The 23,182-nt window shown below is 64.9% G+C and carries 21 protein-coding genes and 1 other RNA gene; 9 read left to right on the top strand and 13 right to left on the bottom strand.

Going from position 1 to position 23,182, the window contains the following annotated elements:
• From G8O24_RS44725 to G8O24_RS39635, 3 genes are all read left to right on the top strand, one after another.
• Window positions 1-301, top strand: a 301-nt coding sequence (locus G8O24_RS44725; protein WP_244646295.1) for an efflux RND transporter permease subunit, incomplete at its 5' end; no start/stop codon positions are given.
• 175 nt (window positions 302-476) lie between these two features.
• Window positions 477-1,604: an AAA family ATPase gene (locus tag G8O24_RS39640; protein ID WP_188107926.1), complete on the top strand. Its 1,128-nt coding sequence runs from the start codon at window positions 477-479 to the stop codon at window positions 1,602-1,604.
• A 137-nt stretch (window positions 1,605-1,741) separates the two neighbouring features.
• A complete protein-coding gene (locus tag G8O24_RS39635; RefSeq protein WP_188107925.1) occupies window positions 1,742-1,993 on the top strand; it encodes a hypothetical protein in 252 nt (83 codons plus the stop codon).
• A 67-nt stretch (window positions 1,994-2,060) separates the two neighbouring features.
• Here the strand turns inward: G8O24_RS39635 and G8O24_RS39630 are convergent, their stop codons facing one another.
• The 8 genes from G8O24_RS39630 to tkt form a co-directional block, all read right to left on the bottom strand.
• On the bottom strand, window positions 2,061-2,846 hold the full coding sequence (locus G8O24_RS39630) for an inositol monophosphatase family protein (protein ID WP_188107924.1): 786 nt from the start codon (window positions 2,844-2,846) through the stop codon (window positions 2,061-2,063).
• Window positions 2,847-2,973: 127 nt separating this feature from the next.
• Window positions 2,974-4,077 (bottom strand): tetratricopeptide repeat protein, encoded by a 1,104-nt coding sequence (locus tag G8O24_RS39625; protein ID WP_188107923.1) that lies wholly within the window; start codon window positions 4,075-4,077, stop codon window positions 2,974-2,976.
• A gap of 9 nt (window positions 4,078-4,086) precedes the next feature.
• Entirely contained in the window at window positions 4,087-4,755 is a 669-nt protein-coding gene (locus tag G8O24_RS39620) for a thiamine phosphate synthase (RefSeq protein ID WP_188107922.1), read from the bottom strand.
• Between the two features lie 3 nt (window positions 4,756-4,758).
• A complete protein-coding gene (locus tag G8O24_RS39615) occupies window positions 4,759-5,799 on the bottom strand; it encodes a class I fructose-bisphosphate aldolase (RefSeq protein WP_188107921.1) in 1,041 nt (346 codons plus the stop codon).
• A gap of 160 nt (window positions 5,800-5,959) precedes the next feature.
• Window positions 5,960-7,027, bottom strand: a complete 1,068-nt coding sequence (fba, locus tag G8O24_RS39610; RefSeq protein ID WP_188107920.1) for a class II fructose-bisphosphate aldolase — start codon at window positions 7,025-7,027, stop codon at window positions 5,960-5,962.
• Between the two features lie 54 nt (window positions 7,028-7,081).
• On the bottom strand, window positions 7,082-8,278 hold the full coding sequence (locus G8O24_RS39605; RefSeq protein ID WP_188107919.1) for a phosphoglycerate kinase: 1,197 nt from the start codon (window positions 8,276-8,278) through the stop codon (window positions 7,082-7,084).
• A 150-nt stretch (window positions 8,279-8,428) separates the two neighbouring features.
• On the bottom strand, window positions 8,429-9,436 hold the full coding sequence (gene gap, locus G8O24_RS39600; protein ID WP_188107918.1) for a type I glyceraldehyde-3-phosphate dehydrogenase: 1,008 nt from the start codon (window positions 9,434-9,436) through the stop codon (window positions 8,429-8,431).
• Between the two features lie 173 nt (window positions 9,437-9,609).
• The gene (gene tkt, locus G8O24_RS39595) at window positions 9,610-11,595 is read right to left on the bottom strand and encodes a transketolase (protein WP_188107917.1); all 1,986 of its coding nucleotides are present in this window, start codon (window positions 11,593-11,595) and stop codon (window positions 9,610-9,612) included.
• A gap of 331 nt (window positions 11,596-11,926) precedes the next feature.
• Between tkt and G8O24_RS39590 the strand changes: the two genes are divergently transcribed.
• From G8O24_RS39590 to G8O24_RS39570, 5 genes are all read left to right on the top strand, one after another.
• The gene (locus tag G8O24_RS39590; protein WP_244646294.1) at window positions 11,927-12,217 is read left to right on the top strand and encodes a DUF4164 domain-containing protein; all 291 of its coding nucleotides are present in this window, start codon (window positions 11,927-11,929) and stop codon (window positions 12,215-12,217) included.
• On the top strand, window positions 12,214-12,597 hold the full coding sequence (locus tag G8O24_RS39585; RefSeq protein WP_188107915.1) for a cell division protein ZapA: 384 nt from the start codon (window positions 12,214-12,216) through the stop codon (window positions 12,595-12,597). The genes G8O24_RS39590 and G8O24_RS39585 overlap by 4 nt, the downstream gene beginning before the upstream one ends.
• A gap of 190 nt (window positions 12,598-12,787) precedes the next feature.
• A non-coding RNA gene (gene ssrS, locus G8O24_RS39580) (6S RNA) lies at window positions 12,788-12,948 on the top strand.
• Between the two features lie 189 nt (window positions 12,949-13,137).
• Complete coding sequence (locus G8O24_RS39575; protein WP_188107914.1) at window positions 13,138-13,734, top strand: 5-formyltetrahydrofolate cyclo-ligase; 597 nt, start codon at window positions 13,138-13,140, stop codon at window positions 13,732-13,734.
• On the top strand, window positions 13,712-14,536 hold the full coding sequence (locus tag G8O24_RS39570) for a TIGR00282 family metallophosphoesterase (protein WP_188107913.1): 825 nt from the start codon (window positions 13,712-13,714) through the stop codon (window positions 14,534-14,536). Before G8O24_RS39575 ends, G8O24_RS39570 begins: the two co-directional genes overlap by 23 nt.
• A 292-nt stretch (window positions 14,537-14,828) precedes the next feature.
• Here the strand turns inward: G8O24_RS39570 and G8O24_RS39565 are convergent, their stop codons facing one another.
• Window positions 14,829-15,902 (bottom strand): CobW family GTP-binding protein, encoded by a 1,074-nt coding sequence (locus G8O24_RS39565; RefSeq protein ID WP_188107912.1) that lies wholly within the window; start codon window positions 15,900-15,902, stop codon window positions 14,829-14,831.
• A 120-nt stretch (window positions 15,903-16,022) separates the two neighbouring features.
• On the opposite strand from G8O24_RS39565, the gene G8O24_RS39560 reads away from it, so the two are divergent.
• Window positions 16,023-17,120 carry a cyclase family protein gene (locus tag G8O24_RS39560; protein WP_188107911.1) on the top strand — a complete coding sequence of 366 codons (1,098 nt, stop codon included), beginning with the start codon at window positions 16,023-16,025 and terminating at the stop codon, window positions 17,118-17,120.
• A gap of 244 nt (window positions 17,121-17,364) precedes the next feature.
• Here the strand turns inward: G8O24_RS39560 and G8O24_RS39555 are convergent, their stop codons facing one another.
• The 4 genes from G8O24_RS39555 to G8O24_RS39540 all read right to left on the bottom strand — a co-directional run bounded on the left by G8O24_RS39555 (window position 17,365) and on the right by G8O24_RS39540 (window position 23,169).
• The gene (locus G8O24_RS39555; protein ID WP_188107910.1) at window positions 17,365-18,708 is read right to left on the bottom strand and encodes a c-type cytochrome; all 1,344 of its coding nucleotides are present in this window, start codon (window positions 18,706-18,708) and stop codon (window positions 17,365-17,367) included.
• Window positions 18,705-20,870, bottom strand: a complete 2,166-nt coding sequence (locus G8O24_RS39550; protein WP_188107909.1) for a xanthine dehydrogenase family protein molybdopterin-binding subunit — start codon at window positions 20,868-20,870, stop codon at window positions 18,705-18,707. Before G8O24_RS39550 ends, G8O24_RS39555 begins: the two co-directional genes overlap by 4 nt.
• Before the next feature lie 8 nt (window positions 20,871-20,878).
• Complete coding sequence (locus G8O24_RS39545) at window positions 20,879-21,343, bottom strand: (2Fe-2S)-binding protein (RefSeq protein ID WP_188107908.1); 465 nt, start codon at window positions 21,341-21,343, stop codon at window positions 20,879-20,881.
• Between the two features lie 401 nt (window positions 21,344-21,744).
• Window positions 21,745-23,169, bottom strand: coding sequence for a methyl-accepting chemotaxis protein (locus tag G8O24_RS39540; RefSeq protein ID WP_188107907.1), 1,425 nt, complete (start codon window positions 23,167-23,169; stop codon window positions 21,745-21,747).
• Window positions 23,170-23,182 lie beyond the last annotated feature (13 nt).

Below are 23,182 nucleotides of genomic sequence, written 5' to 3'. Positions count from 1 at the left end.
CGCGGCTGGCGGCCTGCAGCACGCGGCGCGGCAGGCGGTCGCGATTCGGGAAGTCGTTGACGTAGTGCGAGCCGAGATTGGTCGAGATCGTGTTGTTGATGTCCTCGAAGGTGACGCCGAAGGCGCCAGCCAGCAGGCGCTCGGCAGCGTCGTGATGGGCGGCATGATCGCGGTGGTGATCCTGGCGCTCTTGATGGTGCCGGTGTTCTTCGTCTCGGTGCAGCGCGTGCTGGGCGGGGACCGGGCGAAGGCGGAGAAGGACGGCGAGGCGTATGGGCCTCCGGCGCCGGTGAAGCCATAGGGCACACCGTCATGCCCCGCCTAGTGCGCAATTGCGCACTGGCTGGGCGATGACAGCGCGGGATCGGTCCGCTTGCTTTCCCGGAGGTCTCGATCCAGACTGCATCCCTGGATTGAAGGAGCTTGCATTCGCACTCCGCCGAATGCGCAGCCAGCCTGCCGATTGAGAGCATCTGATGCGTCTGACCGACATTGCGATCTCGAACTATCGCTCCATCAGGCGGCTCTCCATACCCATCCATCCCCTGTCGGTGTTCGTCGGCGAGAATGGCGTCGGCAAATCCAACCTCTACAAGTCCTTGTCGCTGTTGCGCGATGCGGCGACCGGGCGGATCACGCGCACGATCGCCGACGAAGGCGGGTTGGATTCGGTCTGCTGGTCCGGCCTGCGCAAGAAAGGCGAGGATGGACGGCTGCGATTATCGGCCAGATTTGAGCGTCTGAAATATTCCATCGAGATCGGATTTCCCAGCCCGCTTGCAGCGGCGTTTGCCGGCGAGCCGATGATCAAGGAAGAAAGCATCGAGGCGACGCAGGGCAAGCGAACGGTCAAGTTGATGGAGCGGAAGAATTCGCTGGTCAGCGTCCGCGACGACAGCGGCGCATGGAGCAGCCACAAGGATGCGGTGCTGCCGTCCGAGACGGCGCTCGCGGGATTTTACGACGGCAAGCAATGTCCCGAGATCGATCTGATCAGAAACGCAATGCTGGGCTGGCGCTTCTATCACGACTTTCGCACCGATCCGGCCTCACCGATCCGAAAGTCGTGTCTGGCGATCACGACGCCCTCGCTCAGTGCCGATGGCAGCGATCTGGCCGCGGCCCTGGCCACGCTCTATACGATCAGGGAGGACGCCACCGAATTGCAGGACGCGATCCAGGATGCGTTCCCCGGCGCCGATCTCCGTGCCTGGGAGCAGGGCGGCCTCTGCGATTTCGATCTGCACCTGGAGGACATGCCGCGTCCGTTCCGGGCGCATGAACTGTCCGACGGCACGCTGAAATACATCTGCCTGCTCGCCGTCTTCATGGGTTATCGATTGCCGCCATTCATCGCACTGAACGAACCCGAGACCAGCCTGCATCCGTCGCTGCTGGCGCCGTTGGCGCGGCTGATCGCCAAGGCCTCGCAGCGCGCCGACATCTGGATCGTCACGCATTCCGAACATCTGATGGAGGCCTTGCGAGCCGAGAGCTCCGTCCCGCTCCGCCGCGTCATCAAGCCGAAAGGCGCGACGACGATCGAGGGCCTGACCCTCGGCGGCGAATATCGCGATGAGGAAGCGGAAGAGGACGACGCCTAAGCCTAAGCCTAAGCCTAAGCCTAAGCCTCTGCAGGCGCCCCGCGAATCCTTACGAAAGCTTCACGTTTTCTCGCGGAACCCGATCTCGGCAAATGTGTTTGCCCGCGGGGTTAGGGTTCCACGGAGAAATCGTCCAAATGTTGAAGAAGATCCTTTCCGCTGCTGCGGTCGGTACCGGCGTGCTCGTGATGTCGACCTTCACCGCGTCGGCGGCGATCGTGTGTCAGGGCCACACCTGCTGGCACACGCATGAGGCCTACGACTTCCCGCACGAAGCCGGCGTCGTCGTTCACGAGGACAATTGGCACTGGGGCCCGCGCGAAAAGTTTGCGTTCCGCGAGCACGAAGGCCGCGGCTATTGGCACGGCCGCAAGTGGGTGGCGTGGTAAGCCGCCGGTAGAGCTTGAGATTGGAGGCCGCGCTGAAGCGGCCTCCATTCGGTCTCGCAGAGCGAGCCTACTTCCGCAAAATCCTCACCAGCTCCCCGTGCACGTACTCATTGCCGCACACGACATCGCCGGTGACCAGCGCATCGCCCGGCGTGTTGATGTCGCTCACCGTGCCGCCGGCCTCGCGCACCATCAGCATACCGGCGGCGATGTCCCAGGATTGCAGATTGCGCTCCCAGTAGCCGTCGAGGCGGCCGGCGGCGACGAAGGCGAGGTCGAGGGAGGCGGCGCCGAAGCGGCGGAGGCCCGCGACGCGGTCCTGGATCGCGGTCATCTCGCGGCGGAATTCCTCGTGGTCGCCGCGGCCGATATGGGGCAGGCCACACGCCACCACGCATTCGTTGAGCTGGCGACGGCCGGCGACGCGCAGGCGCTGGTCGTTGAGGAAGGCGCCCTTGCCGCGCTCGGAGATATAGAGCTCGTCATTGGCGGGGTTGTAGATCACGCCGGCGATCACGGTGCCCTCGCGCGCAAGCCCGATCGAGATCGCAAATTGCGGGATGCCGTGCAGGAAGTTGGTGGTGCCGTCGAGCGGATCGACGATCCAGGTGTGGCTCTTGTCGGTGCCCTCGCGCATTCCCCCCTCTTCGCCGATGAAGCCGTAGCCGGGGCGGGCCTTGGACAGGTCCTGGTAGAGGATCTCCTCGGCGCGCTTGTCGGCGAGCGAGACGAAGTTCGCCGGTCCCTTCAGCGAGACCTGCAAATGCTCGATCTCGCCGAGATCGCGCTTGAGGCTGCGGCCGGCGCGACGCGCGGCTTTGACCATGACGTTGATAGTGGCGGAATACAGCATGAGATCGGTCTTTGATGGGGGAGGGGCGCGGAAGGGCGCCATTTGAGGGATTGGGTGCCCCGCGAGGGGCCAAAGGTCAAGTCATTCAGGGCATTTGCGGGTCATCTGCAGGCCATTTGGCCTCAGCTCATTTGTTTCCGAGCCATTTCTTGGCTCCAGCCTCCGCCTTGGCACGGTCCTCGGCGGGCAGATCGGACAGCTGCTTGTCGAGCTCCGGATCGCCCTTGCCGGACGTTTTCGCCACCAGATGCCATTTGAAGCCCTCAACCTTGTCCACCGGCGCGCCCATGCCGTTGATCAGGACCCAGGCGAGGCGGTTTTGCGCGATCGCGCTGCCCTGGCGGGACGCCTTGCGCAGCAACGCCACGGCCGCCGGCTGGTTCTTCGGCGTGCCGGTGCCGTTGAACATGGCGATGGCGTATTCGACCTCGGCATCGACATTGTCGGCCAGCGACGCCGCCTGCAGCAGCCGCACCGCCCTTTCGGGGTCCTTCGGCACCCCCGTGCCTTCCTTGTAGAAGGTCGCGAGCGCATATTGTGCCTCGGGCAGGCCGGCATCGGCGGCCTGGCGCAGCAGCTCGGCGGAGCGCTTGACGTCCTGCGGCAGGGTCTGTCCGTCCAGATAAAGCAGAGCGAGGTTGTAGGCCGCCTTGGGCTCGCCGAGCTTGGCGGCGGAGGCCATCAGCCTGACCGCCTCGCCCTTGTCGACCGGGCCGCCGCGGCCGGCAATGCGCAGCATGGCGAGCGCAAACATCGCCTCGCGGTCGCCGGCGTCGGATGCGCGCTTGTACCACTCGACCGCCTTGGCGTAGTCGCGCCTGATGCCCATGGCGTTGGCATAGAGCTCGCCGAGCATGGTCATGGCCTTGGCATCGCCGGTCTGGGCGCGCGCGCTGGCGAGGTCGAAGGCGGTCTTGTACTGGCCGCGCTGATAGGCGCCGAACACCAGGTCGACATTGGAATTGTCGGTCGCCGGCGCCGGGATCACGGTTGCCGGCAAATTCGGGCTCGGCGAGGCCGACGGCTTTGGCGAAGGCTCCTTCTTCTTGGTGATCGCGTGCGGCGCGACCCTGGGCTTTTCCTTTGCCGTTTCTTTGGCCTTCTGCTTGTCAGGCGCGGGGCTCGGAATCGTCGCCGGCGGCGTGATCTGCAGCTGCGCGGCCGAAGGGGTTGCAAGCAGCTGCGTTGCCAGCAGCAGCGTGGCCAGAAGCGTGATGCGTGGGGGCTTCATGGCGGGGCGCTAGCTCTGACCCGCGGCGACAGCGGTGAAGGCCTTCTTGATCGCGGCATCGGCCTCAACAAGCGCGGCTTTGGGTCCGCGCGGGTCGGCCCAGACGAGATCGCCGACCAGCACGAAATCGGCGCCGCTGGCGGCGAAGTCGTAGGCTTCTTGGAACGAGGTGGCGAAGCCGACGCAGGGCGGCTCGAACAGCTCGGCCCACCAGTCCAGCCGCTCGGCAATCGCCTGGGCCTGGGGACGCTGGCCTTTCGCGTCGGGCTCGCCGAACAGCACGTAATCTGCGCCCATCTCGCCCGCGTTCATGGATTCGTGGCGCGTCTCCAGCCCGCCGACGCCGGCAATGCGGTCCGGCTTGAGCGAGGGCATCGCCTCTTCCAGCGCCGCGATATCACGAAGATGCGCGCCATCGGCGCCGCCGCGTGCGACCAGCTCGGGGTGGCCATCGACCAGCAGCGCCGCGCCTGCATTTTGCACCACCGGCGCCAGCGCCTTGATCCGCGAGATCATGGTGCGCTGGTCGGTCTCCTTGAGCCGCAACAGCACGGCGGCGACGTCCACTGTCTTCAGCAGATCAGGCAGTTCGGCGAGGAGCGGGGCGGGATCATCGACGTCAGGCGTCGCGAGATAGAGACGCGGCGCCGGGCGCGGCGGAGGCGGTTTGTTCGACAAGGTCTAGGCTGCCTTCTTTTCCAGGCTGCTTTGCCATTCGCCCTTGGAGGCGAGGCCGTTCATGCGGGCGCGATGGCTGAATGCGTTTTGTCCGGCCGTAACATTCTCCGGGCGACCCGACCAGGCCTTCTGCGGCGCGGCTTGCAGCGCGCGGCCGTAGGAAAAGGTCAGGCCCCAGGGGAGCGGCCCGAGCTTGTGCATGGCGTTGAGATGCGCGGTTGCCTCTTCATCCGACTGGCCGCCGGAGAGGAAGGCGATGCCGGGCACTGCCGCCGGAACGCAGGCCTTGAGCAGGCGGATGGTCTTCTCCGCGACCTCCTCGACCGAGGCCTGCTTTGGACACTTCTTGCCTGAGATCGCCATGTTCGGTTTCAGCACCATGCCTTCGAGCGCGACGCGCTGCACGCGCAACTCCTGGAAGGTCTTGTTGAGCACGCGGCTCGTCACCTCGTAGCAGCGGTCGATGTCGTGATCGCCGTCCATCAGCACCTCAGGCTCGACGATCGGCACGATCTGCGCGGCCTGGCACAGCGCGGCGTAGCGCGCCAGCGCGTGGGCATTGACGCTGATCGCGGTCATCGAGGGGATGCCCCGGCCGTCAGTGCCGCTGCCGATGTCGATCACCGCCCGCCATTTGGCGAAGCGGGCGCCGCGCTCGTAATATTTCTTCAGCCGCTCGGCAAGCTTGTCGAGGCCGACGGTGACAAGCTCACCGGGGCACATCGGCAAGGCTTGCGTGCCCTCGTCGACCTTGATGCCGGGAATGGCACCGCTGCTCTCGATCAGCTTCACCAGGGGGGTACCGTCCGCGGCATTTTGCCAGATCGTCTCGTCATAGAGGATCACGCCGGAAATATACTTGCTCATGGCTTCGGTCGCGCGGAACAGCATCTCGCGATAGTCGCGGCGGTTGCTTTCCGTCGATTCCACCCCAATGGCGTCGAACCGCTTCTTGATGGTGCCGGAGGATTCGTCGGCGGCAAGGATGCCCTTGCCCGGGGCGACCATGGCGGTCGCGACTTTGTTGAGCTCAGTCAGATTCATCGAGAGGTCCTCCCAAAACGATTCTGCCTTGCTCCTGAAAATAGACCGTTCTCGGGCAATTGCCGAGACAACGTTGGTCGCAGGGGAGGGGGAGGTGGGTCCTACACCTCTCCCCAATGGGGAGAGGTGATCCGAGTTCGCGGAGGCAGGCGATGATCCTTCACGCCACCTTCGGATCCAGCTCGCCCTTGGCGTAGCGCTTGGCCATCTCGGCGGTGGTCAGGATCTTCTTGAACTTCGAGGCCTGGCCTGCGGTGTTGAATTCCTGCAGCCGCTGCTTGCACAGCTTGGTCATGGCTTCCATCGCCGGCTTCAGGTACTTGCGCGGATCGAACTCTTCCGGGTGGTCCTGCAGGACTTTCCGGATCTGGCCGGTCATGGCCATGCGGTTGTCGGTGTCGATATTGATCTTGCGCACGCCGTTCTTGATGCCGCGCTGGATCTCGGCGACAGGCACGCCCCAGGTCGGCTTCATCTTGCCGCCATAGGCGTTGATGATGTCCTGCAGGTCCTGCGGCACCGAGGAGGAGCCGTGCATGACCAGATGCGTGTTCGGCAGCTTGCGGTGGATCTCCTCGATCACGTTCATGGCGAGGATGTCGCCATCAGGCTTGCGGGTGAACTTGTAGGCGCCGTGCGAGGTACCCATCGCGATCGCGAGCGCGTCGACCTTGGTCTCCTTGACGAACTTCACGGCCTCGTCCGGATTGGTCAGGAGTTGGTCGTGGCTGAGCTTGCCCTCGGCGCCGTGGCCGTCTTCCTTGTCGCCCATGCCCGTTTCGAGCGAACCGAGCACACCTAACTCGCCCTCGACCGAGATGCCGCCGAGATGGGCCATGTCGGTCACGGTCTTGGTGACGCCGACATTGTAGGCCCAGTCGCCGGGGGTCTTGCCGTCAGCCTTGAGCGAGCCGTCCATCATGACGGAGGTGAAGCCGGCCTGGATCGCGGTCATGCAGGTCGCGGCTTCGTTGCCGTGGTCGAGATGCACGCAGACCGGGATGTGCGGGTAGATCTCGGTCACCGCGTCCATCATGTGCTTGAGCATGACGTCGTTGGCGTAGGAGCGCGCGCCGCGCGAGGCCTGGATGATGACGGGCGCGTCGACCTGGTTGGCCGCGTCCATGATCGCCAGCGCCTGCTCCATGTTGTTGATGTTGAAGGCCGGTACGCCGTAATCGTTCTCAGCCGCATGGTCGAGCAATTGACGCAACGTGATCCGAGCCATGTGTATCTTTCTCCCGTTTGGGCCAGTTCGGCCTATTGATTACTTGCTGCCAAGTTACTTGGTGCGAAGCACTTCGACGCCTGGCAGCGGCTTGCCTTCCATCCATTCAAGAAACGCGCCGCCGGCGGTCGAGACATAGGTGAATTGACTGGCCACATGGGCTTGGTTGAGGGCCGCGACGGTATCGCCGCCGCCGGCGATCGAGATCAGCTTCTTGGCCTTGGTGCGCTCGGCGGCGTGCTTGGCGGCCGCGACCGTGCCCCGGTCGAACGGCTGCATCTCGAAGGCGCCGAGCGGCCCGTTCCAGACCAGCGTGGCGGCATCGTCGATCGCCGCCTGGACGCGCACGATCGATTGCGGGCCGACGTCGAGGATCATGCCGTCGGCCGGGATCGCATCGAGGCCGTAGGCGTGCGAGGGCGCATTCGCCGCGAAGTGATAGGCGACGGTGGCGTCGACCGGCAGGATGATGGCGCAGTTGGCGGCTTCCGCCTTCTCCATGATGCGCAATGCCGTCGGGGCGAGATCCTTCTCGGCCAGCGACTTGCCGACCGCGACGCCCTGGGCGTGCAGGAAGGTGTTGGCCATGCCGCCGCCGATCACCAGCGCGTCGACCTTGGTGACGAGGTTTTCCAACAGGTCGATCTTGGTCGACACCTTGGCGCCGCCGATGATGGCGATGACGGGCTTGGTCGGCGAGCCCAGCGCCTTCTCCAGCGCGTCGAGCTCCGCCTGCATGGTGCGGCCGGCATAGGCGGGCAGCTTGTGGCCGAGGCCTTCGGTCGAGGCGTGGGCACGGTGCGCCGCCGAGAAGGCGTCGCTGACCCAGATGTCGCCGAGCTTGGCGAGCTCCGCCACGAAGGCCGGATCGTTCTTCTCTTCCTCTTTGTGGAAGCGGGTGTTTTCCAGACAGAGGATGTCGCCGTCCTTCAACGCGGCAACCGCCTTGGCCGCGGGCTCGCCGATGCAGTCGTCGGCGAAGGCCACGGGCTTGTTCACGACCTTGGACAGCGCTTCCGCGACGGGCTTGAGCGAGTCCTTGGCGTCGCGTCCCTTCGGCCGGCCGAAATGCGCGAGCAGGATGACCTTGCCGCCCTTGTCCGAGATTTCGGTGATGGTCGGCGCGACGCGCTCGAGCCGGGTCGCGTCGGTGACGCGGCCGTTGTCCATGGGCACGTTGAGGTCGACGCGCAGCAGCACGCGCTTACCCTTCACGTCGACGTCGTCGAGGGTGCGGAATTTGTTGGTCATTGGACGCTTCCTTGTCCCGGGCGCATTGCGGCGCGCAGCGCTGCTGTGCAGAACCGGGACCCATGTTGCAGCGAGTCCCGGGCTTCGATGGGTCCCGGCTCTGCGATGCAGCGCTTCACGCTGCATCGCGTCCGGGACACGAGACCCTGCTTAGATCACCTTGCTCATCGCAACCGCGGTGTCGGCCATGCGGTTCGAGAAGCCCCACTCGTTGTCGTACCAGCTCATCACGCGCACCAGCGTGCCGTTCTGCACCTTGGTCTGGTCCTCGTGGAAGGTCGAGGAGTGCGGGTCGTGGTTGAAGTCGATCGAGACATTCGGCGCGTTGGTGTAGCCGAGCACGCCCTTGAGCTGCTGCTCGCTGGCGCGCTTCATCGCCGCGTTGATTTCCTTGGCGTCGGTGGCGCGCTTGGCGACGATCTTGAGGTCGACCACCGAGACGTTCGGGGTCGGCACGCGGATCGCGACGCCGTCGAGCTTGCCTTTAAGTTCCGGGAGAACCAATCCGATCGCTTTCGCAGCACCGGTCGAGGTCGGGATCATCGACATCGCCGCCGCGCGGCCGCGATAGAGATCCTTGTGCAGCGTGTCCAGCGTCGGCTGGTCGCCGGTATAGGCGTGGATCGTGGTCATGAAGCCGGTCTCGATGCCGACGAGGTCGTTCAGCACCTTGGCAACCGGCGCGAGGCAGTTGGTGGTGCAGCTGCCGTTGGAGACGACGAGATGATCCTTGGTCAGCGTCTCGTGGTTGACGCCGAACACGATGGTGGCGTCGGCACCATCAGCGGGCGCGGAGACCAGCACGCGCTTGGCGCCGGCGGTCAGATGCGCGCTCGCCTTGTCCTTCGAGGTGAAGATGCCGGTGCATTCCAGCGCGATGTCGACGCCGAGATCCTTCCAGGGCAGCTTCGAGGGATCGCGCTCGGCGGTCACCTTGATCTTGCCGTTGCCGAGGCTGATGGAGTCGCCGTCGACGGTGACGGTGCCGGGGAAGCGGCCATGGACGCTGTCGTAGCGGAGCAGATGGGCATTGGTCTCGACCGGGCCGAGATCGTTGATGCCGACGACCTCGATGTCCTTGCGGCCGGACTCGGCGATAGCCCGCAGGACGTTGCGGCCGATGCGACCAAAACCGTTAATTCCAACGCGGACTGCCATGTTTCGTCTCCTTGTGACCGTTCAGTGACGGCTGTTCAATAACCCCATCGTCCCGCACAAGTCGCGGTGTGCGCGCTTGCGAGGGTTTTTTTAGAGGCGGACGCCCGGTTCGGCCGGACGGTGCTTGATCATATGAGACGTTACGTAGTCCTTTTTTCGGGCAAGCTCAACTCTCAGCTGACGCGCTTCAGGACAGCGTTAACCGCAGCCTCGGCGGTAATCCCGAAGTGCTGGAAGACCTTGTTCAGAGGCGCGCTGGCACCGAAGGAGTGCATGCCCACGAATTCGCCATCCTGGCCGATCACGGCATCCCACCCCCAGCGCACGGCGGCCTCGATCGCGACCTTGATCGGGGCGTTGCCGATGATGGCGTCGCGGCGCTCCTTTGGTTGCGCTAGCAAAAGTTCGAGCGAGGGCACCGAGACGACCCGTGTCGGAATGCCGCGCTCGGCAAGCTGCTTCTGGGCCGCCACCGCCATCTCCACTTCGGAACCCGATGCGAACAGCGTGGCCTTGGCTTCGCCCTGGGCGGCGACCAGCTCATAGGCGCCGTGCTGGCAGGGATTGTCGTTCGTTGCGGTGGTCCGGAGTTGCGGCAGGTTCTGGCGGGTCAGCGCCAGCACGGTCGGACCGTCCACGCGATTGAGCGCCAGTTCCCAGCACTCGGCAACTTCCATCGCATCGCAGGGGCGGAACACGCGCATGTTCGGAATGGCACGCAGCGCCGAGAGATGCTCGACCGGCTGATGGGTCGGGCCGTCTTCGCCAAGGCCGATGGAATCGTGCGTCATCACATAGACGACGCCGGCGCCCATCAGTGCGGCAAGGCGCATCGCGGGCCGCGCATAATCGGTGAAGACCAGGAAGGTCGCACCGTTGGGCGCGAAGCCGCCATGCAGGAAGATACCGTTCATCGCCGCCGCCATGCCGTGCTCGCGGATGCCGTAATGGATGAAGCGGCCCTTCGGCGTCTTGGCCGAGAAAGCGGTCGCCGACTTCGCCTTGTTGTTGTTGGAACCGGTGAGGTCGGCGGAGCCTGCGAGGAATTCCATCGGCATCGCGCCGGCGATCACCTCGATCACCGCTTCCGACGACTTGCGGGTGGCCGCATTCATCGGCTTTTCCAGCAGCTCCTTCTTGTAGGCGCGTAGCGCCTTGGCCAGCGATGCCGGACGTTCATGGCGCAGGCGGCGTTCGAACTCGGCGCGCTTGCGGCTGCCGAGCTCGCCGAGCCGGGCCTCCCACTCCTGCCGCGCCGTTGCACCGCGCGAGCCTGCCGCGCGCCAAGCCTTCAGCACGTCGTCGGGGACCGAGAACGGCTCGAGCGAGATGCCGAGATTTTCCTTGGCGGCCTTCAGCTCGTCAGCGCCGAGCGCCTCGCCATGGACCTTGTTGGTGCCGGCCTTGTGCGGCGCGCCGAAGCCGATGGTGGTGCGGCAGGCGATCAGCGTCGGCTTGTTGGATTTTTGCGCGCGGGTGATCGCAGCTGCGATCGCGGCCTGGTCGTGGCCGTCGATCTTCTCGGCGGCCCACCCGGCCGCCTTGAAGCGCTTCACCTGGTCGACCGAGTCGGAGATCGAGGTCGGGCCGTCGATCGAGATGCCGTTGTCGTCGTAGAGCACGATCAGCTTGTTCAGCTTCCAGTGTCCGGCCAGCGCGATCGCTTCCTGCGACACGCCTTCCATCAGGTCGCCGTCGGAGGCGAGCACATAGGTGTGGTGGTCGACGATCTTCTTGCCGAACTCGGCGGCCAGCATCTTCTCGGCGAGCGCCATGCCGACCGCGGTCGAGATGCCCTGGCCGAGCGGGCCGGTGGTGGTCTCGATGCCCTTGGTGTGGCCGTGTTCGGGATGGCCCGGGGTCAGCGATCCCAGCTGGCGGAAGTTCTTGAGCTGGTCGATCGTCATCTCCGGGCTGCCGAGGAGATGGAGCAGCGAATAGAGCAGCATCGAGCCGTGGCCGGCCGAGAGCACGAAGCGGTCGCGGTCCGGCCATTCGGTCGCAGCGATGTCGAATTTCAGGAACTGCGTGAACAGCACCGTGGCGATGTCGGCGGCGCCCATCGGCAGGCCCGGATGGCCCGATTTCGCCTTCTCCACAGCGTCCATCGAGAGGCCGCGGATCGCGTTGGCCATGCGGTTGTGATCGACCTGCGTCATGTCTGAAATCCGTCTGAAATGAGGCGCTTGGCGGCAGTTCGCCCGCGCGGAAAGGAGCCTTTCGGCCACTGAAGGACGGGGCTGGGATAGCACCTCGGTTCCGGGAGTCCAAGCTGGTCAAACGCGATCCGCGCCTCGAAAGTTGCTTATCAGTGCATAGTTTCGCGGCGGCGTTGCGATTTGCTAGCTTGCCACGTAAATTTCTGCTTCTAACCGCTTGCCGAACCGAGTCTTTTGCCGGCCGGCAAGCCCCAAGGTTCAAGGCCACGGGCACAGCCCCACAGGTTCCGCCGCTGACTGCATGAACGATCGCGTGTCCAAAAGCTCTGCCATGACGGAATCCTCTGCCGTCGAGATCGAGATCGCGACCCGCAGACTCACGGCGGCACTCGACGCGCTCGAAAGCGCGGTCGAACGTCGGCGCGATGCCGATCGCGACGAGAACGAGCTTGCGACGCGAATCCAGGCGCTGGGCGCGGATCGCTCGCGCCTGGCGGACGAGCTCGACGGCGCGCTGGTGAAGGCGCGCAAGCTCGAACGCGCCAATCGCGAGATCTCCGACCGGCTGGATTCCGCGATCGTCACGATACGCTCGGTGCTCGATACCGGAGAGGACGGATGAGCCACATCAACGTCACCATCAACGGCCGGCAATATCGCATGGCTTGCGAGGAAGGCCAGGAGGTGCGGCTGCTCAAGCTCGCCGAAACCCTGGAGACACGCATTCAGTCGCTGCGCGGAAAGTTCGGCGAGATCGGCGATGCGCGCCTCACCGTGATGGCCGCGCTGACCGTCTGCGACGAGCTGGTCGACACCACCAATCGCGTCCGAACGCTGGAGCAGGAGTTGACGGAGCTGCGGGATTTCCGCAACGCCGCCGTCGAGCGCGCCCGCATGACCCAGACCGCCGTCGTCAACGCGCTGAACGCCGCCGCCGAGCGCATCGAGAAGTCGACCCAGGTGCTGAACCGGACCGTCGGAGGCGGGATCGCGATCGGGTAGCCACGCGTTCGGTGCGCACCCTCTCCCGCTTGCGGGAGAGGGTGGGGAGAGGGTGTCTCCTCCAGGGAGACTCCCCAAGAGGAAAGAGCCCTCACCCGCGCCTTCGGCGCGACCTCTCCAGCAAGCGGGAGAGGTGAGTAAACCACCATCCGGGCTGGCGATTCGTCAGTATCGTTGTTACATTGCCTCCGCGAGGCTGCGACGCGCGTCAGGAGCCATATATCCCCGGGGCCTTATCGATCCTTTAGGGAACTGTCCCTGGCCGGGCCCGTGGGCCCGGACATATGGTGCCCACCTACTTTCGTAGGGAACTCCGGGATCGAGTGCTTCAACGGCGTCCGCGGCTTCGCACTTTTGTTTGCTTGGTTTGTACCTGTTGAAACGACTGCGGCCAGTTCAACAGGTGTCATGCCCCCTGGTGCGCAATTGCGCACGGAGGACCGGGGCATCCAGTACGCCGCGGCTTTTGTGTGAAGCACGACCGCCTCTGAAGTACTGGATCACCCGTCTTCGCGGGTGGTGACGTGGGGACCAACGCAGATGTCCAACAGCAAATCCGAACTCCGCGCCAAAGCCCTCGCCGCGCGCGACGCGCTGAGCGAGAAGAAGCGCACCACTGCTGCCGCAAAACTCGCGAGGCGCGGGCTGCCGTTCAAGCTCCTGCCCGGCAGCATCGTCTCCGGCTATTCGCCGATCCGCAGCGAGATCGACCCCTTGCCGCTGATGAAGAAGCTCGCCGAGGAGGGCGCGAGGCTGGCGCTGCCCTGCGTCACCGCGCGCGGCCAGTCGCTGATCTTCCGCCTTTTCCATCCGAACGATCGCCTGATGCTCGGTCCGCTCGGCATTCCCGAGCCGTCGCCGGCCGCCACTGAGGTCATCCCCGATATCATGCTGACGCCGCTTGCGGCCTTTGACCGCCTCGGCCATCGCATCGGCTATGGTGCGGGGCATTACGATTTCACCTTCGCGCATTTGCGCAAGGCCAAGCACATCGTCGGCATCGGGCTTGCTTTCGCGGCGCAGGAGATCAAGGCGGTTCCGGCACTATCCCACGACGTGGCGCTGGATTATGTGCTAACGGAATCGGACGTGTTCGATTTCCGGAGTTCTGAAGTTGCGCATTCTCTTCGTGGGTGATGTCGTCGGCCGTAGCGGGCGCAATGCCATCGCCGAATATCTGCCCGGCATGGTCAAGGACTGGTCGCTCGATTTCGTCGTCGTCAACGGCGAGAACTCGGCCGGCGGCTTCGGCATCACCGAAGCGATCTACCAGGAATTCCTCGATGCCGGCGCCGATGCGGTGACCCTGGGCAACCACTCCTGGGACCAGCGCGAAGCCCTGGTGTTCATCGAGCGCGCCGAGCGCCTGGTGCGGCCCGCGAACTATCCGCGCGGCACGCCCGGCCGCGGCGCCGCCTTGGTCGAGACCAAGAACGGCAAGCATGCGCTCGTCGTCAACGCGCTGGGACGGGTCTTCATGACCCCGTTCGACGATCCCTTCGCCGCGCTCGAGCGCGAGCTCGGCGCCTGTCCGCTCGGCGTTGCGGCCGATGCCATCGTCGTCGATTTCCATTGCGAGGCTTCCAGCGAGAAGCAGGGCATCGGCTTCTTCTGCGACGGACGCGCCAGCCTCGTCGTCGGCACGCACACGCATGTGCCGACCGCCGACCATCAGATCCTCACGGGCGGCACCGCCTACATGACCGACGCCGGCATGACCGGCGATTACGACTCCATCATCGGCATGCAGAAGGAAGAGCCGCTGCGCCGCTTCACCTCGGGAATTCCGTCCGGCCGCTTCGAGCCGGCCGCGGGCGTTGCGACGCTCAGCGGTGTTGCGGTGGAAACCGACGATGCGACGGGCCTCGCGCTGAAGGTCGCGCCGGTGCGCATCGGCGGAAGGCTGGAGCCGGCGACGCCGAAGTTCTGGTTGAGCTGAACGACGGCACCACAAGCTCGGAAATCGTAGGGTGGGCAAAGGCGCACTTGCGCCGTGCCCACGATCCCTCTCCATGTTCGCAAAAGTGCGTGGGCACGCTTCGCTTTGCCCACCCTACGATACTGCCACACCCTCGGTGCCATCCCCGTGAAGGCGGGGATCCATACGCCGCAGCAGCAGTTGTCGCGCGAGATGGTCATGACTCGTCTTCGCAAAACTCTTGCTGCGGCGTATGGATCCCGGATCGCTTGTCCGGGACGACGGCGGAGGTTGATACGGGCTCTGCATCGCCTCACGCCGCGGCGCGAACCGCCTGCCACAGCTCCAGCACGTCGCCACGTGAAATGCCGCGCGTGATGAAGACGATGCGCGAGCGGCGATCGCCATCGGGCCAGCCGCTCAGCGCCACCGGCGGATGGAAGACGTGGTGCACGCCGTGGATTACGATCGGAGCCGGCTCGTCCTTGAGATTGAGAATTCCCTTCACCCGCAGCAGATCCTGGCCGCGCGCGTTGCGCAGATGCGCGAGCCAGTGCGTCACTTCCATCCAGTCGAGCGGTTCGTCGAACACGAGCACGAAGCTTGCAATCGACGCATCGTGGTCATGATGGTCGTGATCATGATCGTGGTGCGCGTGATGATGATTGTGATGCGAATGGCCGGCCTGCAGGTGCGGCTCGGCGAAGGCACGCTCGTTGAGCCAGCGCGCCGCGTCGGTCTTCTGTTCGGGATCGATCAAGCCGGCGCCGAACAGCGTTGCCGGCTCGACTTCGCCGTGACTGATGGTTTCGATTCCGGCGCCTGGATTGAGCCGCCGAAGCCGTAAGTCGAGCGTATCGATGTCCTCGACCAGATCACGCTTGGTGATCAGCAGTCGATCCGCCAGCGCCACCTGCTTCACCGCCTCGTATTGACGATCGAGCTGATGCGGTGCGTTGACGGCGTCGACCGTGGTCACGACCGTGTCGAGCCGCAGGAAGTGCGAGACGAGCGGATTGTTGAGCAGCAGCTGCACGATCGGCGCGGGATCGGCGAGCCCGGTGGTCTCGATCAGGATGCGGCGAAACGGCGGGATCTCGCCGCGGTCCCGCTTGACCAGAAGGTCTCGCAAGGTCTGCTCCAGGTCGCTGCGGACGGTGCAGCAGATGCAACCGCTTGCGAGCACGGCGACCTCGCCATCGACGCGCTCGACCAGGAGATGGTCGAGGCTGACTTCGCCGTATTCATTGATGATGACGGCGCTGTCCTTCATGTCGTCGCGGCGCAAGAGACGATTGAGCAGCGTGGTCTTGCCGCTGCCGAGAAAGCCGGTGATCAGCGACACCGGGAGGCGCTGCGCGGATTTGTCGGCTTCGAACAGGCTCATGGGGAACTCTCCCGTTCATCGTCTTATTTTTGTCGCTGGACAACAACGTAGCGGAGGAGGAGGCTAGCCGAAACAATTTGAGAGTCAGATTTTATTCTGACCACAACCTGGGAGGGTGCAATGTCCAATGAGATCAACGACGTAGATCAAGACGGCGGCGGTTCCACGACGGATCGCCGCACCTTGCTCCGCACCGCGGGCATCGCCGGTGTTGCCGGCGCGGCGCTCGCCGGCTCAATGCACGGCAAGTTCTCGCTCGCACCGATCAGTGAGGCCCAGGCGCAGACCGCGACCTCCATGCCCAAGGGCACCGACAAGCCCTGGTGGCCATCGAAATGGGGCAAGGACGACGAGTGCGGCGCGTCAAATCACATCACGCCGGAGAAGGTTCTCGACGCCGCGAAATGGATCAAGGACGGCAAGATCTACAAGATCGGCCGCGTCTATGAAGGTGCCATGCCGCTGTTCGGTCCGCGCGCCTTTACGTTGCGCATTCCCGGCAGCCCGACCGGCGGTCCGTTCGGCGACAACAAGATGGTCTATCACGACGAATTCCTGACCACGGAGATCGGCCAGACCGGCACGCAGTTCGATGGTCTCGGCCATATCGGAATCCAGCTCGGCCGCGACGGCGACAAGAACGAGATGCGGTTCTACAACGGCTTCACCGCAACGGAGATCAGCGACGCCTATGGCCTGAAGAAGCTCGGCGTCGAGAAGCTGAAGCCGCTGTTCACCCGCGCGCATCTGGTCGACATGGTCGCCCTGAAAGGCGGGATGATGGACGTCGGCCAGGAGATTACCGCGGCCGACATCAAGGCGGCGCTGGCGAAGCAGAACATTCCCGAGAGCGACATCAAGCCGGGCGATGCCATCATGTTCCACACCGGCTGGGGCTCGCTGTGGATGAAGAACAACGATCGCTTCAACAGCGGCGAGCCAGGCATCGGCCTTGATGCCGCGAAATGGGTGATCGAAAAGGATCTTGCCCTGACCGGCGCCGACACCTGGGCGGTCGAGGTGGTGCCCAATCCCGACAAGTCGCTCGCCTTCGTGGTTCACGCCGAACTGCAGACCAAGCACGGCATCCACAACCACGAAAACCTCTTCTTCGACGATCTGATCGCCGACAAGAAGTACCAGTTCGTCTATTGCTTCGCGCCCGCCCCAATCAAGGGGGCGACAGGCAGCAATGGGTGCCCGATCGCGATCACGTGAGCGGGGAATGGCGCGGGTAGGAAAAGCCCACGCCGGTGTTTTGGTTGGGTAGAATAGTGCGGCAATCGCCGCGCCACCTTCTCCTCTTGTGGGAGAAGGTGGCGCGAAGCGCCGGATGAGGGGTATCTCTCCGCGCACGCAATCGAAAGTGAGATTCGCGGAGAGATACCCCTCACCCGGCTTCGCTTTGCGAAGCCACCCTCTCCCACAAGGGGAGAGGGTTCAGCGTTTGTCGGCGTAAGACCTACTCCGCCGTCTGCTCCCGCAGCTCCGCCACATCCTTGGCCGTCAGCTTCGAGCCCTTCGTGCCGAACCTTGCCGTGACGTAGTTCGCCACCGCCGCGATCTCGTCGTCGGTATAGGCGTTGCCGAACGCCGGCATCGACAGCGCGCCATCAGGCGTATGCCGCTTGGTGCCCGAGATCACGATCTGCGCGACGTTGGTGGCGGCGGGGTCGTTGACGGCCCAGGTGCCGGTCAGCGTCGCCATCGGCGACACCGGGCTCTCGCCGCTCCAGCCGTGGCAGCTGGCGCAGGCGCTGGCGAATACTTTCTTGCCGCGCGCGTCCGCCGTGACGCCGTCCTTGTGCGAGGCGGGGGCGACCGGCGCTGTCGTCGCCGGCAGGTCCGGCGAGGACACCGGCGGCACGCTGCGCAAGTAAGCCACGATGGAACGGATGTCCTCAGGCGCGAACTGGCTGAAACTGTGGTCGACAGCTTCGCCCATCGGACCCGAGGCCGAGCCGTGGCCCGGTGCGTGACCGAGCGACAGATAGGAGATCAGATCCGCATCGCTCCAACTGCCGAGGCCGGTCGCCTTGTCGGAGGAGATGTTGAAGGCGCGCCAGCCGGCGGTGATGGCGCCGCCGAACTTCTTGCGGTTGTCCAATGCAAAGCCGAGATTGCGCGGCGTATGGCACTCGCCGCAATGGGCGAGGGCTTCGGCCAGATACGCTCCGCGATTCCAGTCAGGGCTCTTCGACGTATCAGGCGCAAAGCGCGTGTCGGGATTGAACACCGCCGACCAGAAGATCATCGCCCAGCGCTGGTTGAACGGGAACGACAGCGTGTTGTCAGGCGCGGTGGCGCGTACCGCCGGCAGGCTGAACAGATAGGCCTTCACTGCCAGCACGTCCTCGTCGCTCATATAGGTGTAGGACGTGTAAGGCATCGCAGGATAGAGCCGGGCGCCGTCATGCCGCTTGCCGCGCTGGACTGCGTTGAGAAAATCCTGGTCGCTGTAATTGCCGATGCCGGTGTCCTTGTCAGGCGTGATGTTGGTGGAATAGAGCGTGCCGAACGGCAGCTTGAAGGCCAGTCCGCCGGCATAGTCCTTCTCGCCGGGCTTGGTGTGGCAGACCATGCAGTCGGCGGCCTTGGCGAGATATTCGCCGCGTTCGACCAGGCTCGCCTTCTCGAGCCCGGCAGGCACGCCGGCAGGCTTGCCGGCGCGGTAATCCGCCAGCGCCACTTTGGTGCCGCCGGCGAAATCGAGCGGGCCGGGTCCGCGGATGATGAAGATTGCTGATACGACCGCGACGATGCCGATGGCGACGAGGCTCGCGAGGATACGCATTGTCCTGTTCATGCCTTCTTCCCCACAGCCAGCAGTTTCCGATCGATCGGCAAACGCCGCAGCACCACGCCAGTCGCGGCGTAAATCGCGTTGCGCAGCGCCGGCGGTCCGGCATTGACGCCGGCCTCGCCGATGCCGCCAGGGGATTCGCCGCTCTTGACCACGGTGACCTCGATCTTCGGCGTCTCGTTGATGCGCATCATGCGGTAGTCGTGGAAGTTCGACTGCTGCACGCGGCCGTTGTCGATGGTGATCTCGCCATAGAGGGCGGCGGTGAGCCCGAAGACCAGGCCGCCCTCGATCTGCGCCTTCACCGTGTCGGGGTTGACGGCGATGCCGGTATCGACCACCGAGGTGACGCGGCGGAGCGCGATCTCGCCGCTGTCGTCGATCTCGGCCTCGACCACGGTTGCGAGGAAGCTTGCAAAGGACGGCTGCAGGCAGACGCCGCGGCCGACGCGCGGCGGCAATGGCTGGCCCCAGCCGGACTTTTCGGCGACGAGGTTCAGCACCGCGAGCGCGCGCGGATTCTTGGTCAGCATCGACCTCCGGAACTCGACCGGGTCCTTGCCGGCCTTGCGCGCCAGCTCGTCCATGGCGCATTCGATCGCGAACACGTTGTTGTTCGGGCCGACGCCGCGCCAGAAGCCGGTCGGCACCGCCGGCGGCTCGACGCGGACATATTCGACGTGGAAGTTCGCGAAGTCGTAGGGCGCATCGACCGCGGCGTCGATCGCGTCGATGTCGATGCCCTTCTGGAACGCCGGCGGCAGCCAGCGGGCAATCACCGCCGAGCCCGCGACCTTGTACTTCCAGGCGGCGACCTTGCCGTCGACCAGCGAGGCGGTGATCTGGTCGCGATAGACAGGACGATAGACGTCGTGCTGGATGTCCTCCTCGCGGGTCCAGATCACCTTGACGGGATAGTCGACCTGCTTTGCGATTCTGACCGCGGCGACCACCATGTCGGGCTCGAGCTTGCGGCCGAAGCCGCCGCCGAGCAGGTGCTGGTTGACGATAACCTTGTCGACCGCGACACCGGCGGCCTTCGCGGCCTCCGACTGCACGCGCGTCATGATCTGCGTGCCGGTCCAGATCTCGCAGGAATCCTTGGTGACCCGCACGGTGGCGTTCACAGGCTCCATCGAGGCATGCGCCAGGAACGGCATCTCGTAGGCCGCCTCGAATTTGTCGCCTGACGCGAGCGCCTTGGCGATGTCGCCGGTGGATTTCGCCACCGCGCCGTCCTTTTCGCTCGCCGCGCGCAGGTCCTGCCAGATGTCCTTGGTGCTGATTTTGGCGTTCGGGCCCTCGTTCCATTCGATCTTGACGGCGTCGAGGCCCTTCTTCGCCGCCCACATGTGGTCGCCGATCACGGCGACCGCGTCGTCGAGCACGACGACCTTGCGCACGCCTGCGATCTTCGTCGCCGCGCTGTCGTCGACCTTGCCGACCTTGCCGCCGAACACCGGGCAATTGGCGATCACCGCGATCTTCATGTCGGGCAGGATCGCGTCGATGCCGTAGAGCGCCTTGCCGTTGACCTTGTCAGGCGTATCGAGCCGCTTCAGCGGCTGGCCGATCAGGACGAAGTTCTTGGGGTCTTTGATCGCCACGTCCTTGGGCGGCGTCTGGCTCTGCGCGGCCAGCGCGAGTTCGCCATAGCCGAGCTTGCGCCCGCTGGCGGCATGGGCGACTTCGCCCTTCGAGGCCGTGCAGCTGGCAGCGTCGACGCCCCATTGGCTGGCCGCAGCCTGGATCAGCATCGCGCGCGCAGTCGCGCCGGCCTTGCGCAGCGGCATCCACCAGGCGCGGATCGAGGTCGAGCCGCCGGTCGCCTGCAAGCCGAAGACGGGATTGGCGTAGAATTTGTCGTTGGGCGGTGCGTGCTGCACCTCGACCTTGTCCCAGTCGGCATCGAGCTCTTCCGCGAGGATCATCGATATCGAGGTGTAGACGCCCTGGCCCATCTCCACCTGCGGCATCATCAAAACGGTGCGGCCTGTTGCGTCGATGCGGATGAAGGCGTTCGGCGCGAATTTGCCGTCGGTTACATCCTTCTGCACTGGCTCGTTCGGATCGGCGCGCAGCGGCAGGTGGAAGGCGAGCAGGAGGCCGGTGGCAAGGCCGCCGGTGAGCAGCGCGCGGCGGGAGACATTGTCAGGTGCATTCATGGCGGACCTCACGACTGACGGCCGGTGGCGGCGAGCTTGATGGCCTCGCGGATGCGCACATAGGTGCCGCAGCGGCAGATGTTGCCGGCCATCGCAGCGTCGATATCGGCATCATCAGGATTGGGTGTTGCCGCCAGGAGTGCCGCGGCCGACATGATCTGGCCGGACTGGCAATAGCCGCATTGAATCACTTCGGCGTCGAGCCAGGCCTTCTGCACCTTCGCGCCTGATGGCGTGCTGCCGACATGCTCGATGGTGGTCACGGCGCGGTTCGCGACCGCGCTGACCGGCAGCACGCAGGAGCGCACCGCCTTGCCGTCGACATGCACCGTGCAGGCGCCGCATTGCGCAATGCCGCAGCCGAATTTGGTGCCGGTCATGCCCAGGATGTCGCGCAGCACCCACAGCAGCGGCATGTCGGGTGGCGCGTCGAACGACTTCGTTTCGCCGTTGATGGTGAGAGTTGTTGCCATATGCATCCCCTGGTTCGCCGGATCGCTGACGATGATCGGGTCGGCGAGATTTCGCGCGACCATAATCATACCGATGCGAAACGATGAAGCTTCCTAATTCGCAGGAATGCATATCTGCGCGGGCAGCGCGTGAGGCCATGACGTTCACGAATTTGTGCAGCGATCGGTGCGGCAATTTTAGGCTAGTTGATATGATAACCGTCATGTTTTGACGCATTTCCGTCATGCGCACCGTTGACCGTCGCGGATGATCGTGCGAACGCGTAAAATCGTGCGCGGACGAAATTCGAATGGGCGGCCTGGTCAGGCGCTCAGAGCTGCGGTGAGGCGGCTAAGCCGTTGATTCCCAGCACCCCGGTTACTGTGCATGGGGTTGTTTTGCAGTTTTGGCTCGAGAGCCCTCAGCCCTGCCGGAATCCCATCCGGAAGGCGCCCCAGTGCTTGCCGCGGACCATGATCGGCGACGACAGGTCCTTCATCAGCACGAACTGACCACCGCCCATGTCGCGGCGATAGGTTTGCAGCAGGAACGGTTTTGTGTTGGCCGCGACCTTCTTCACCGTCCGGTCGTTGAACAGGCGGCGGTTGCGGCAATTGGCGTTGTTCCAGACCGGGTCCTTGCCCTGCGGCAGGCGGTAGTTCGGATTGTGAGTCGGCAGGTAGCCGCTCCTCGCCCAGGCGACGCAGTAGACGATGCGCGGATCCGATTTCTGCAGCGGATCCTGGATCGCGGGCAGGACACGGTCGGTGAAATCGACGTAATCGGTGAGGTACTGCTTCGGATCGGTGCCTGCGATCTCGCGGTAGTTCTCGTCCAGGAGCTTGTCGAGCGTGATCTCGCCGCGATCGATGGCGGCTTCGAATTCGGCCGAGATCCGCTTCGCCGTTTCGACCACGATGCGGATCAGCGGCGTGTCCGACGTCTCGACGCCGCTGTCGGCGATCAGCGTGATCAGGCCTTCGGAGGTGTCGAGCAGCTTGGCCACCCGCTCGTCGGCGTGCTTGAGATCGCGCGAGGACAGGTCGACGCCCCTGGCGAGCTCGCTGAGTTCGCTGATGACGGTGTCGCAATGGCCGAGATTGGAGGTCGCCGCGCGCGTGACGCTGTCGATCTCCGCCTCGACCGAAGCGAAGCCCTGCTGCACGCGGGAGATGATGCCGGAGATCGCCTGCGCGCCTTCGCCCGCGGTCTTGGCCCGCTGCGAGGCGTCGCTGCTCTCGCCGATCAGGCCTTCGATCTGGCCGTCGAGATCGCGCACGGTGTCGGAGATCTGATGCGTGGCCTGGCGCGTCGCCTCGGCGAGGTTCTTGACCTCGCTTGCGACCACCGCAAAGCCTCGGCCGGCATTGCCGGCGCGCGCGGCCTCGATGGTTGCGTTCAGGGCGAGCAGGTTGGTCTGCTTCGCGATCGCCTCGATCGAGCCGGAGACCTTTGCCACCTGCGCCAGCGCAGAGCCGACGGCGGACAGCCGCGCCTCGATGCGCTCGACGGCCGCGACGAGCTCGGAGATGTGGCTGACCGCGGCATCGACGGCGCTGCGCGACTGCGCGATCTCGCCGACCGCGGCCGACGTAGTCGATTGCACAGCTTGCGAGGCGTTGGCGATATCGTGGTTGGCCGAGACCATGGTCTCGGCGGTCTTCTGCAGGTGGTGGAACCGCTCCGACTGGTTGGCGACGCGATGTGCGACTTCCTGGACGTTGCCGGCAATGTCGGCGAGCTCGACGCCGAGGCCGCCGATGCGGTCGGCAAGCTGGTCGATCAGTCGTTCGGCCAGGGTCCGGTTGGAGCCGGTGTCCAGGACTGCAAATTGTGCGACGGACATATCAGATGAGTCC

Source organism: Bradyrhizobium campsiandrae (assembly GCF_014529705.1).
Lineage (GTDB): Bacteria > Pseudomonadota > Alphaproteobacteria > Rhizobiales > Xanthobacteraceae > Bradyrhizobium > Bradyrhizobium campsiandrae.
The sequence above is the reverse complement of the archived record's forward strand: the minus strand, read 5'-3'. Positions and strand labels throughout refer to the sequence as shown.